The sequence below is a fragment of the Lactobacillus kimbladii genome (assembly GCF_014323605.1).
GTDB classification, from domain to species: Bacteria; Bacillota; Bacilli; order Lactobacillales; family Lactobacillaceae; genus Lactobacillus; species Lactobacillus kimbladii_B.
On sequence record NZ_SCMB01000002.1, the window covers coordinates 275752 to 288749 of the forward strand.

Consider the following 12998-nt stretch of genomic DNA (forward strand, 5'->3'; position numbering starts at 1 on the left):
ATCGACCATAAAGTCGATCACTTAATAAACAAAAATTATTCTTCAACTAAATATACTGGCTTTTGACCATTTAAAACGCGCTTAACATCAGTCATACTGTGTTCAATCATATTCTTGACAGAGGTCTTCGTGTAGTATGCGGAATGCGGTGTAAAGACTACGTTAGGCATTTTTGCCAATTCCTGGTACTCAACTGGCAATTCGGAAATATCTTTGAATTTCTTCATAACAATTGCCTCTTCACCAGTCATCACATCCAATGAAGCACCAGCAATTTCTTTGTTCTTCAATGCATCAATCAAGTCTTGAGTGTTAACCAATGGACCTCTTGCTGCATTAATCAGATATGCGGTGTTCTTCATTTCTTTAAATTGCTTGGCACTAATCATGTTTTCCATTGAAGGCTCAAGAGGTGTATGCAATGTCAAAATGTCCGCATTTTTGACTACAGTATCAAAATCGGTATATTCCAAAAATACCTCATTGGCAGGATTTTCAACCAAGTCATAACCGAGTACTTTGGCTCCTAAAGCATGAAACATTTCTGCAACGCAAGAACCGATACGCCCAACACCAATAATACCAACTGTCTGGTTATAGATTTCATCACTCATCAAATCTTCAGACCGAACAAAATTGAGGTGCTCTCTTTCATTATCTAAAATAGGTCCCCATTTTCTCAACAAGTACATTGCAGAAGTCAAAGTGTTCTCCGCCACTGCACGAGGAGAATATGCCGGTGTATTAGTTACAATCATATGATACTTGTGCACAAAGTCAAAATTGACAATGTTATACCCAACAGATCTTAAAGCTATTTGCTTAATTCCATATGAGCTCAGTTTACGATAGACCTCTTCCTCATCTATGTCAAAGACCTGCAAAACGCTGACAACATCATAGCCTTTCGCCATCTCAACAGTCTTAGCATCAAGCTTGTCTTCAGTTGAAACTAAATCATCTTCAGGATGATCTTTATTCCACTTGTCAGCATATACCTGTTGCTCCGGGGTCATATTGTAAAGTAAAGCTTTCATTATTAATCCTCCTTTTTTGGATAAAAAATTTATATCTCTTATTGTATCTAAAATTAGAATAAAATTAAAGATAAATTTTAAAAAATAATAATTAATAATTTAAGCCTAATCATATGAAAGCTAATAAGACCATCAGATTTGCACATTATTTTAAAGTGCTAAATTAAATTTTTTGTTCAATTTGGTTGATATTAACCCGTAAAACCTCTCTTAACCAGGGAAAACGTGCCTGCATTTCAGAGAATTCTGGTCCTTCTGCTAAAAATTTTCCGGTTCCTTTAACATGAAAGCCAGCTCCTGGGCCAGTTGTACCCTCTACTTTTTTTGAACCCATAGTTAACAGGACATGATTATCTTGGGCAAAATCATTCTCAATACTGTGCATTCCCGCTGCAGGGATATAAAGGCATTTATTTGCCTCGTCGACTTTTACATACGACATCCACGTATTTACCACACTGGCTGGGTTAGCATTAATAGTAACAATGGTGACTGGTCCTTCATCATTCATTACATCTAAAAACTTCTGATTCATTTTTGTACTCCTAAAAAATAAAAGAAGCTGCTTTTCTAGTAGCTTCTTTTATTATGGAACACTTGTTCGCGATCACAAAATCTTTTGCTTTTATTTAGTAAGCTCTTTTGCCCTTTTTGTAAACCGCTTTGTCTTTTTGGACAACCGCACTGATCTTCTCTAACGGATTTTCATCCAATACCAAAAAGTCAGCGTATTTGCCTTCTTCTAAAGAACCATATTCTTTATCTATTTTTAGTAGCTTAGCAGAATTATAACTGGTTTCTAAAGCTTCAAAATTAGTGAAACCTTGTTCTACCAGTAAAGGTAATTCTTGCGGAGTCATCGTGAAGTCATTAAATGGAGTTCCCGCATCAGTACCCAGAGTGATCTTAACACCAGCATTTTTAGCCTTAGTAATATTACCGCGCAAATCTTTCCAAGCTGCCGCAATTTTATTCATTTCCCAGTCTGGAATTTTACCCGGTGCATATTCGATAAATGCCCAAGCTCCAACTATCGTTGGTGTTAAATATGTTCCTTTTTCAATCATCAACTTAATTTCTTCATCATTAACGTAAAAACCATGTTCAATGCTATCAACGCCGGCTTTAATCGCATTCAAAATTCCTGGGTTGCCTTCCGCATGTGCGGCCACAGTTAAACCCTTGTGGTGAGCTTCTTCGACTGCAACGTGCATTTCAGCTTCACTTAATTGAGGATCATCAAGAGAATCGTTTTCCGTCATTACGCCACCTGTGGCCATGACTTTAATTGCTTTGGCACCAGCTTTAATTCCCTGACGAACTGCTTTGCGCATTTCATCTGGTGAATCGACCAGCACACCAAAATTAGGCAAATCGCCGTGTCCCCCAGTCATAGAAAACGGGTGTCCTGCTGGCACGATTTCTGGCACCTTAGTTAACTTATTTTTCTTAATTAAATTATTAAGAGCAATATCAATATTGTATGTGCTGCCGCATTCACGAATATAGGTGACACCAGATTTCAATAAATCATGCAAATGTTTAACGGCACGAACCGTAGAAGATACAACATCAGATTCACTGCCACCGTCAGGGGTCAAAGGATCCATAATAATATGAGTATGGCAGTTGATTAAGCCAGGAATCACATACTTATTCTGCAAATCAACTGTTTTATCTGCTTGAGGTGCAGTACCTGTAGCAATTTCGGTAATCTTACCACTCTCGTCATCAACCACCAATGTTGTATTAGACTGAATTTTATCATCAATCCCGTTAAACAAATTAACGTTAGTATAAGCAGTTTTAGTCATCTAAAAAACCTCCAAATTTTTGTATAAAAAAAGCACTCATCCTTTTCTTCTTAAGGACGAGTGCTCGCGTTACCACCTTTTATTCATTTATTACTCACGTAATAAACCTCATTAACTATCAAGCAATAGCTTGCAAAAATAACGGATGCAACTCCGCCACTGGCTGATTATCACCAATGGACATCAATTAGAAGCCCATGTTCACTACTTGCTGCTAACTGATTTTCACCTAATATCAGCTCTCTTTATCAGCAACAAAATAGTTACTCTGCTTTGCAAGATGTTGTTTATTTAATTGACTTTTAATCTATCATTATTTATTAATTATGTCAACACCATAAAGTAAAAATGAAGAATCGGCAGTTCTCTTGGGGGTATAGCATTAACTATTTGGCTAAGAATGGTAAAAAAATTTATCATCTTAGCCTTACTTTTCTGATGCTTATAAAATAGTAATTTTGTTTAACCAGACGATATTGCTTTTTTTAAGTTTATTGCTAGGTAAAATTTTAGTAACAGGTAATCGCTAACTGTGTTGATGTCACACCTCCAATTACGACTTAAAATTAGTTGTGATTACCACTGTTTTTAGTCGTTAAGCCAGAATGCTAATAATTAATCTATCCCTACTCATATGCGTTTTTTCTACTAGTTTGCAACTAGTATTAGCTTAAGTGATCAACTAACAATCCTTTTTCCTGAAAGGGGTAAAAGGCAAGAGCCTCAACTTTTTGCTTTAATCATCCGCTATTTTGTTTCAACGTTGATGAGATATTAGCAAATTCACATAAAATTAACCAGATGAAAGCCATCACGATTAAATGATTAAATGAATATTAATTATTCTAACTAAAACAATAGTTGATTGAGAAATTAAATTTATACACAAGAAAGAAAGATGCTTAATTAAAAATGATGTAAATGTTTTAATTAAAGTCACGGTTAAACTGATAACTATATTTTTAACACCAGATTCGTTACCATTATTGCCTGCGTTCAGGTCTTAATTTCTTGGTGCTTTTAAAGCAATACCCTAGTCCTGACCAGAGATTAACGGCAACGAAAAAGATTCTACAATGAAAGTTGATATAATTTAACCAATTACATTCACGAATAAAAATATTTACCTTTTGTTAATAATTTAGTGGTATTTATTTGATAAATATATACAAACAAATAACTCGTATGTCTTTAATATAAAAAAGACACAAATTACTAATTTGTGTCTTAATATTCAGCAGTTTTTGTTTTGGTTACATTTTCTCTACTTTGACTGGATTGCCCAAATCCTTTATGAGATGAATTAGAGCTTGCGGCTTCAACCAAATAGTGGCTGTATTGTCGTTGGGATGAACAGCGATTCTAGGCTGGTCACTAAAATATGAATCTAAGTAAAGGGGATTTCGTGGTGAGAGTCATTTAACAACCCCAAAGGTGTGACGGAACCTGGTTTTAATCCTAATTTTTCTTTTAGGTCTTGCGGTGAGGCAAAACTAAGCCTGCGAGTGTCATTTTCCTCATGAAATTGCTGTAAGTTGACTCTTTTATCGCCCTTAATCGTCAAAAGGTAGTAGTCACGTTTCTTGTCATCCCTCACAAACAGATTTTTAGCATCTGCTTCAGGGTGTGGTAGAGCAATTTTTTCCATTTCTGCCATATTGTAGACAGCTTGGTGCTCCATTATTTCATATTTAATTCCGTGTTGATCAAGGTAATATAATGTTTCGCTTTTGTTCATTTGGTGTTATTTTCTTAAAAGACGCTATTTTTAATCTTACTTCATAACTTACCAGTAGAAAGTTCCTTATGATTGGTGATAGTTACCATCCTTAAACGCTTTTTGGCATCCACCTGATAATAAATTACTAGTAAATCATTAAGAACATGAAATTCGTGGTATTCACTCCAGAGTTTTTTCAAAACTTTATGAACAGTATATTTTTTCAATAGCTAGGATTTCAAAAACATACCTAGTTATCATCCTTGCATCTATTGTATCAACAGTAGATTGATTAAAAATACTTTGTAAATTATCCATTCTTTTTACAAAAGATTTTTCAAAACGCACTTCATATTTTAATTTTCTGTCCACCGCTTTTTCCAATCATCTAGATTATCTACTTTAATACTACTATCCTTAATCAATCCTAACTCTTCAGCTTTAGCTATTACTATAGCCTTTTCAACTTCGGAAGGTAAATTTGTATCTGATATATTATCCTCTTTACGATTTACAGGATAACTAAATCCTTTATCATGGTTAAACTGAGAGATAAGCATTTTAACTGCCGTAGTAGCCGTCAAGCCGATTTGCTTGGCATTATCATCTAATTCTTGCTTTTCTTTCTTATCTAATCTAATTCCAAATTGTATAGTCGACATAGTATCACCTTATCTGTAAAGCAATAACGATAAATCAGTTAACGTAAAAGTTGTTTAATCTTTATCAGTATAAAATGATTTCAACCGATACGTAGTTACAGGCTCCACGTAATAATTATATTTTGCCACCAGGTCACAGATTTCCTCACCATCAATCAGAGTGATAATTCTGGTCCCCTCACGTGCCGTCTTAATTGCGCCGCGAGTAAAATCAGAATTAGTAATAAAAATACCAAATTCAGCGTTATATTTATCCATTGCTCCGCGAAATTTGTCTATTTCTGGCGCTGAAACATTAGACTGCCAGCGTTTTGCTTGTAATGCCACTCTAGTAGTACGGTAATCATTTGAACGAACATAGCCAAAACCATCAAGACCCCCATCAGCAACATAGTTAACGCCAATCGTCTTATCCACGTCAATTCCCATTTTTGTAAGTAAACCGCGACAAAAAAGTTCAAACTTTTTCGGACTCATTTTCATTAGAGCATCTAGCAAATCTTGTCTCCACTGATCTTCTTCTGTGACTTCATCCGTAGTATCTTTAGCAGAGTCAATTTCGGCCAAGTTCTTTTTCTTCAATTCCTGAGAATTATTATCTTCCAAAAAGGGACGAACATCCTTTTCCGGATCAAAAGTATTAAGATCAACTTTACGGCCTTTTTCAGATAATTCTACTTGATGATCATCTTCAGTTAAAAAACCAGTTCTTACTAAATACATAACTGCATAATTAAACGTATAGTCAAAAGGTTTATATTTATTACCAGTTTTCTTAGACACCTTAATTTCATTCACTTCTTTTTCAGAAATTGCAGTGGAATTGTCACGAATATCTGAACAAATTTCACGTCTTGTTACCTGACCACCAAGGCGACGCATTGCAATCAGAATTTCTTTCATAGTTAGATTCTCAATATTAATTTGTCGATTAGCCATTCACTTTATCTCCATTTTATAAATATAAATTTTTATATGAAATTATTTTCTCTTACTTATATTTTTTGCCGATACTGACAAAATAAAATCTGCCATAGTTAAAGCAGCGTTTAAAGCAAGACGCGCATGGTGTTCTTCAACTTTTATTCTTTTTCTTCCCAAACCATGAGCATCGCTTTCTTTGTTTCTCATTTCTGCTATCGCATCAACGATATTTTCTAGACCGGAAAGTAATTCATTTATTCTCTTATCAACATCTTTGCCTGTACTCATTGAATAAGCTAATTTAACTTGTCCATACAGTTTCTTAATATTTCCCTTTCTTGAAGGTTGAATCCCATCTACTTCAAGAACATACATAAATACCTCTTCAAGAAGAGTTCTTGCTTGAGTTAAAACACTATCAAAGTTGCCTTGCCTTAAATTTTCATTTGCTTTACTTTGAACCTCTTTAATGTATGTTCTGTCAATCTTTTGGATATATTTGCTCTTTATTTCAAACAGGTCAGATTTTAAAAACACATTATTATTTTTAATAATTAATTTATCCCCAGTATAATCAATGAAGTTATTAATTTTTTTAATAGCTAGAGTTGTTGCTTTTTGATAATACTCTTCGAACATTTCAACGGACAAGTCAGAAATGTTTTTACACATGCTAAAATTAGTTTTACTAAACAAATAGCTCAAAATTTCCTGTGTCTTATTTTTATATTTTGCCTTTTCAAACATCTCTTGCATGTATGACCAACGAGAGAATATATCATATTCAATTGGGCTTCCAAACTTTTCGGATAAGCTACAAATATCTGGACCAGATAAATACGGCATATGAATCTCTACATTCATAGGTTGGCCATTATGTATTTTATCCTCACTAATTAAATTATCTAAGCAAGCATCTCCATCCAAAATTTCAATAATTGGCTTTTTCATTAAAAAATCATATTTACTTTTTTGCAATATGTCTCACGACTTTCGGGATATCACATTTACAAATAATAACTATCAATTTTTACTCTTCAGATTCTAAAGGTTTGATCTTCGTGTTATAAACTAACTTAACCTTTTCACGCACCTCAGTTTTCCAGCTAAGCCAGTTTTTTAATTTACTATCAGGGTGCGCCTTTTTATATTTATCGAAGTATTTTTTGCTTACTAAATCTCCCATACCTTTAGGGTTAACCTCATCTGGCTTGTAATTGTTGACAACATAGTTCAAGTTATCATAGTCAAGACTGAAATCGTCAGCAAGTTGACTTAAAATCTTTTTATTTTCCTGTTTGATAGAGTTTTCTAACACATCTTCAACCTTTTGATCAGAATATTTATGCGGATTATCTTGAACATCTTGCCAAATCGAACGAATATGGTTTGCCCGTAGCTCATTAGTTTTAGCGTATTGATCAATATAGTTACCAACTTGTGAAGTTTCGCTTTGATCCCTAGATTTTTGTGAGGCGCTTATTTGTTGGCTTTGCTGATTTGCTGTTGAAATATAATCTTGAATGAGTGACATAATATAACGTTCATCCACTTCTTTAATATGAATAGATTCAAGCTCGTAATCTTCATCAAGATCAACGTCTACTGAATCATCATCATTTTTATTTTCTGTTTTTAAATTATCGATAATATTTTGGTATGTACCTTCTAAAGTGTTTTCTATTTCAGGTGGGATATCATCAACATTAACTTGTGCAGAAGCAGGAAGTTTGTCCTGCTTATCTAACTCATCATAAGTTTTAATAGCAGCAAGTGCCTGATCATATTTTTGAAAAGCTTCAGCAAACTGTTTTTGTTCTATTTTAGGAGCATCAATGAGTGTAGCCAATATCTGCGAATTATCGACATATTTGTCTAGTTTCTTACGTGCCTGTACATAACGCTCCCGCGAAGTGTTCCAGTCTGGAGCAAGAACACCATTAGTCCCACCATTCGCATAAAGTGTCAACGCTTTATCTATTGCTTCACTATACTGATTAGGATATTGGAAAGTTACGATTTGCCCCCATTTTTTGCCATCATTATAAATGCGGTTTGTTCTTGAAAAAGCTTGTATGAGGTTTTGGGCATTCATTGGTGATCGGTCAAGATATAGTGTGGATAATCTTGGTGCATCAAATCCAGTCAATAACCGATCAACTACGATCACTATGTCTAGTTGTTGGTCTCGTGTTTGGTATGCTTTATTTTTGCATGCTAAACGATCATTGACATTGCGATTATAACTGCCAAGCTCTGCCATAGAAAACTGCGTGTTAAACATTTTGTTATAATCATCCAGAGCCTGCTTCATTTCTTCTTGATTAGCCATTGATTCATCTTCATTTTGGGAGATTGAATAGGTAATAGCTATGCGGGGAAAATCTGGCGCTACTTTTCGAATACGATTAGGAACTTCACCGTTGACAATTGTTTCCTGAAAAAGATGATAATATTTTTGTGCCTGCTTAATAGAGGATGTTGAAAACAGTGCAGAATATCTGTAGCCATTGCTAAGACCTTGCTTACGATAAGCTAAATCTAAAATTTGCTTGACCACTGCCTTCATGTGAGCATATGTGAGATAGATACCATCGTTATCTGTTTGATTTGAATTTCCTTCATTATCTATTTTAAAACCAAGTACTTTTTTATCATGAATTGCATCTTCAATAGTATATTTATGCAATATCGGACCATAAAGTTGTTCAGTAGTGCGTTCATCTTTTCCATTTTCAGCACGTGCGTTTTCTGCAAAAATTGGTGTACCGGTAAAACCATACCATAGTGGTTGACGATTAAAGAATCTGTCTAGTTCCCTTTTTTGAGTTGGCGTAACTGCTCTATGACATTCATCAACAATAAAAGCTAATCGTAAGTCTTTCAGTTTTTCATATTTTTTAGCAATTTCAGGTGAATTTTCCATTCGTTTAAAAATAGTTTGCAGTTTCTGTCTGGAAGTTACAATCACATTGCGGTTGCCATCACCCAATTGCTTGACCAATTCAAAACTATTCGCAGTTTCATCCACATCAATCGTGTCATTATTTGCATAAGTCTGAAATGCAGTAACAGTTTGCATGTCCAAATCTTTGCGGTCAATTAGAAAAATCGTCTTATCAATGGCAGGAATTTGTAATAAATTGCGGGCAACTTTATAGGAAGTCAGCGTTTTGCCTGAACCAGTAGCGTGCCAAATAAAGCCAGACTTTCCTTCACGCGATGCTTTGAAAATTGCTTGTATTGCTTGAATTTGATACGGACGCAGCAGAATGATTCTCTGCGCATTGTCATCTAAAACAGTATAATCAGCAATCATGTGATGTGCCATCGGAATGGATAATACATCACGTGCAAAATCTAAGTAATCATTAACTTGCTGCTTATTTTGATCAATCCAAGAAATTAAAAAATTAGCACGTAAATTTTGCCCAGCAGGAATATATTGAGTATTGGTACCATTTGTAACAACAAACATTTCTACAAAATTATAGATATCACCAAATTTATCTTCGTCTATATACTTTTGTATTTGACGAAACGCATCCATAAAAGGAAAGTTTGGGGTTTTCAGTTCAATATGAATCAGGGGTAAGCCGTTAATCAAGAGAGTAACATCAAAGCGCCTATCTTGATCAAGTGGTGACAAACTCGACTTATTAACTTCTACTTGATGAACAACTTCATAAACAGAAGTTCCACCAGCAATATTGGTATTATCTAAAATTAACAAATCAGCATCTGGTAAAGAAGAATCATCGCGCTTTAAGTGATGCCTAACCTGCCTGTTAGCACCAGCCAAGAATTTAGCAGCTTGGTAAAAATTAGGTTGGGTTATTTGCGTACGAATAGTTTCTTTTTCATTTTGTGTTAGTGGGACATCATGAAGTTGATCACGGTTGTTATCTTCAAGAATCTGAAAAAAATTCGCCCATAATTGCGGAATTGTTTTTAAATCTTCACGTAAACGCCATTGGTTAATACCTTGAGTCAATTGCTCAATTAAAGTTTTTTCCATTTGAGCTTCTTTAACTGCTGCCACTGACATATTTGTCTCCTTTACCTACTATTCAACAAACATATTTTGTAAAAGACACTTTTTAACTTGTTGAAAATCTTGCAATTTCTTATTTTCTAATTCGATTAATTGGTCAACCTTAGATAGGAAGTTATAAATTTTTTTTTGCTCTTTAAAAGATGATATCTTTATCTTAGCGTCACTAATATCATTAGAAGATATTGATTCAAAAGTAGAGCCAGTAGACAAACGTTCCCAGTACCCTACCACCTTCAGTTTTTCTAAATTGTAATATAAAAAGTAGTTACCTCTTAAAGCAGCCATCCCTCTGCCTATTACAGCTTTATATTCATTTTTAGCAACTTCACCAACGGGAGCTCTTACTGTTAATAATACATCTTTGGGCATAGCTATCTTAGTTATTTGCGTCGTCCAAATACGTGGCTTAACATTATGATGTTTAATATCTGCATTTCCCTGAATTAAAATCATTGAATTTTCAATAGGCGTATCAAAGTAATTAGTTGAAGAGGGAGACTGACCCATAATTATATCCACTAAATGACTAAGTTTCTTTTCTTTCCAATCAACTTCAAACCCATTAAATCGTAATTCAGGAATTTTGTCATCATGATTAGGAAAAAGCTTTTTTAATAGAGCTTTTTTTAGCAACTCCAACTTGTCAATCTTATGCTGCTGCAAATCAAGTAGTTTTTCTAACTTATCAAATAAATTGCCGATTTCTTGCTGTTCACTGCATTCTGTTAAACCTACTTTATAAGTTCCTAATTCAGGTGCAGTTAGCTGAGGTACTCCAGTTGATTCAGAGAAAAAATTCAAATTTTCAATCTCATTACTTAAGAACTTCATATCTATATTTTTGCTTTTTGGAACAAGAGCAAGTAGACGAACAACCGGAGTAAATGGTTTTGGTTGATAAAAGGCTTTTCCAATTTCTCCTCTTCCAGTCACTGTTACTGCAGGTGCTTCTATTTTAAAAGTATTAGTATATCCAATTATTCCATTATTTTTTAGCGTATTGCCAATTACTGGATACTTACCGTCCTTTAATAATTTATTTTTTTCTAAATCACCCCCAGCTTTTATATTAACAATATAGTTAATTTTTATTACCTTCCATTCATCTTCAAAACCTTTAAATCTCATATTTGGCACTGAATTATGTTCATTCATTTTTCATCAAACCTTACTTCAAAATATTTTTTAATTGTTCAAGCGTTTTTTGTGCTTCTGGGTTGGTTCCAACCAATTCATCCAAAGAATTCTTAATTTCATCAGTTGTTTCTTTTTCCTCTTTTGTAATGCTAGTCATATCTGAAACTAGTTTTTGCACATCAACCGGTGGTTCTTCTTCAAAAGTATCAACATAACGGGGAATGTTTAGATTAAAATCATTTTCTTTGATCTCATCAAATTTTGCCAAATGAGCATATTTTTCAACATCTTGACGTGCAGAATAAGTAGTTAAAATCCGATTTATATCTTCTTCCCGCAATTTGTTTTGCGTTTTAACCTTTTCAAAACCTTTAGAAGCATCAATAAACATGACATCACGGTCCTGCTTATCTTTTTTAAGTACAACAATCACTGTTGGAATACCAGTACTATAAAACAGATTTGTTGGTAAGCCAATAATTGCATCAATGGCGCCATTTTCAAGGAGCTTTTGCCTGATCTTGCCCTCAGCACCACCACGAAAAAGAACGCCGTGAGGTAAAACTATGGACATTACACCACTATGCTTTAAATGATAATAGCCGTGAAGTAAAAAGGCATAGTCAGCCTTCGATTTAGGTGGCAAAACTCCATAAGGTGAGAAACGAGGATCGTCTAAAAAGCCCTTGTTCGCTGACCATTTTAATGAATACGGTGGATTCATAACAACTGCGTCAAAGTTATTGGCTTCTTCTGCTGGCCAATCTTCATCCAAGGTATCGCCATTTCGCAAATGCCTGTTTGCTTGGGCAATGTTGTGCAAGATTAAGTTCATTTTAGCCAAGTTATAAGTGGAGGTATTAATTTCTTGCCCATAATAAGTAACTCGATCGTGAGCTAAACCATATTTTTTAAAGTTTAAGAGCAAAGACCCGGATCCCATAGCAGGATCATAAACCGTCATCCCTGCTGAATAATCTTTACCTACCAAAGTTAAACGGGTTAGTAGCTCAGAAACTTGTTGAGGTGTATAAAATTCACCAGCTTTTTTGCCAGATTCTGAAGCAAACTGACTAATCAAATATTCGTAAGCATCACCCAGACTATCACCAGGAGTTTTAACTAATTCTATTTTACCAATTGCTTGAATAACTCCGGCTATAGTATCTGTTATTTTCTGAGGTGTACTTCCCAAACTTTTGGAATATAAATCATAATCATCAAACAATCCTTCAAAGTCTTGATCCGAGCTTTCTAGTTTATTGAAAGCATCACCTAATTGCTTGACCTGAAAAGTATGATTATTGACTGCTTTTAAAATACTATTATATGTGTATTCAGGTTCAATTACATAGCCTAATGATACACGCAACTCATTAACTAGTTCTGCATCTTCAGCATTATCTTCATAAATTTTTTGGGCTTCATTTAATGTTCCATCAGGCTCATCTGACAACAATTCCAAAACGTTGTATAGCATGTGATCAGATAAATATTTATAAAAGACAGTGCCTAATAAATAGTTTTTATATTGACTCGCATCCATCTTCGATCGTAATGAGTCTGCAGCACTGAACAGCCCTTGTTGTAAACTTGTAGTTGTATTTGACACTTTTATTCCCCACTTTAACTATTTTGATTTTTAGT

11 protein-coding genes and 1 other annotated feature are annotated in these 12998 nt (G+C 34.4%); all 11 genes read right to left on the reverse strand.

Annotation, left to right across the window (positions count from 1 at the left end):
• Positions 1-35 precede the first annotated feature (35 nt).
• Complete coding sequence (locus ERK18_RS04550) at positions 36-1037, reverse strand: D-2-hydroxyacid dehydrogenase (protein WP_187154496.1); 1002 nt, start codon at positions 1035-1037, stop codon at positions 36-38.
• 163 nt (positions 1038-1200) lie between these two features.
• A complete protein-coding gene (locus ERK18_RS04555; RefSeq protein WP_187154497.1) occupies positions 1201-1572 on the reverse strand; it encodes a pyridoxamine 5'-phosphate oxidase family protein in 372 nt (123 codons plus the stop codon).
• A gap of 94 nt (positions 1573-1666) precedes the next feature.
• Positions 1667-2851: a metal-dependent hydrolase family protein gene (locus ERK18_RS04560; RefSeq protein WP_187154498.1), complete on the reverse strand. Its 1185-nt coding sequence runs from the start codon at positions 2849-2851 to the stop codon at positions 1667-1669.
• A 49-nt stretch (positions 2852-2900) separates the two neighbouring features.
• Positions 2901-3139: a binding site (T-box leader), on the reverse strand.
• A 1099-nt stretch (positions 3140-4238) separates the two neighbouring features.
• Positions 4239-4589 carry a YbaK/EbsC family protein gene (locus tag ERK18_RS04565; RefSeq protein WP_261982432.1) on the reverse strand — a complete coding sequence of 117 codons (351 nt, stop codon included), beginning with the start codon at positions 4587-4589 and terminating at the stop codon, positions 4239-4241.
• 41 nt (positions 4590-4630) lie between these two features.
• Positions 4631-4798 carry a type II toxin-antitoxin system YafQ family toxin gene (locus ERK18_RS04570; RefSeq protein ID WP_174795300.1) on the reverse strand — a complete coding sequence of 56 codons (168 nt, stop codon included), beginning with the start codon at positions 4796-4798 and terminating at the stop codon, positions 4631-4633.
• Positions 4799-4927: 129 nt separating this feature from the next.
• The gene (locus tag ERK18_RS04575; RefSeq protein ID WP_187154499.1) at positions 4928-5233 is read right to left on the reverse strand and encodes a hypothetical protein; all 306 of its coding nucleotides are present in this window, start codon (positions 5231-5233) and stop codon (positions 4928-4930) included.
• Positions 5234-5287: 54 nt separating this feature from the next.
• Complete coding sequence (locus ERK18_RS04580) at positions 5288-6172, reverse strand: restriction endonuclease (RefSeq protein WP_187154500.1); 885 nt, start codon at positions 6170-6172, stop codon at positions 5288-5290.
• A 42-nt stretch (positions 6173-6214) separates the two neighbouring features.
• Entirely contained in the window at positions 6215-7135 is a 921-nt protein-coding gene (locus ERK18_RS04585; RefSeq protein ID WP_187154501.1) for an abortive infection family protein, read from the reverse strand.
• Between the two features lie 52 nt (positions 7136-7187).
• Positions 7188-10205, reverse strand: a complete 3018-nt coding sequence (locus tag ERK18_RS04590) for a type I restriction endonuclease subunit R, EcoR124 family (RefSeq protein WP_187154502.1) — start codon at positions 10203-10205, stop codon at positions 7188-7190.
• 18 nt (positions 10206-10223) lie between these two features.
• Positions 10224-11369 (reverse strand): restriction endonuclease subunit S, encoded by a 1146-nt coding sequence (locus tag ERK18_RS04595; RefSeq protein ID WP_187154503.1) that lies wholly within the window; start codon positions 11367-11369, stop codon positions 10224-10226.
• A 13-nt stretch (positions 11370-11382) separates the two neighbouring features.
• Complete coding sequence (locus ERK18_RS04600) at positions 11383-12963, reverse strand: type I restriction-modification system subunit M (RefSeq protein WP_390885856.1); 1581 nt, start codon at positions 12961-12963, stop codon at positions 11383-11385.
• Positions 12964-12998: the final 35 nt, after the last annotated feature.

Bases quoted from the DNA above. Each gene is read 5' to 3' on its own strand.
- ERK18_RS04575 (WP_187154499.1), bottom strand. From the start codon at position 5,233: ATGTCGACTATACAATTTGGAATTAGATTAGATAAGAAAGAAAAGCAA.
- ERK18_RS04550 (WP_187154496.1), bottom strand. From the start codon at position 1,037: ATGAAAGCTTTACTTTACAATATGACCCCGGAGCAACAGGTATATGCT.
- ERK18_RS04595 (WP_187154503.1), bottom strand. From the start codon at position 11,369: ATGAATGAACATAATTCAGTGCCAAATATGAGATTTAAAGGTTTTGAA.
- ERK18_RS04565 (WP_261982432.1), bottom strand. From the start codon at position 4,589: ATGAACAAAAGCGAAACATTATATTACCTTGATCAACACGGAATTAAA.
- ERK18_RS04555 (WP_187154497.1), bottom strand. From the start codon at position 1,572: ATGAATCAGAAGTTTTTAGATGTAATGAATGATGAAGGACCAGTCACC.
- ERK18_RS04590 (WP_187154502.1), bottom strand. From the start codon at position 10,205: ATGTCAGTGGCAGCAGTTAAAGAAGCTCAAATGGAAAAAACTTTAATT.
- ERK18_RS04580 (WP_187154500.1), bottom strand. From the start codon at position 6,172: ATGGCTAATCGACAAATTAATATTGAGAATCTAACTATGAAAGAAATT.
- ERK18_RS04560 (WP_187154498.1), bottom strand. From the start codon at position 2,851: ATGACTAAAACTGCTTATACTAACGTTAATTTGTTTAACGGGATTGAT.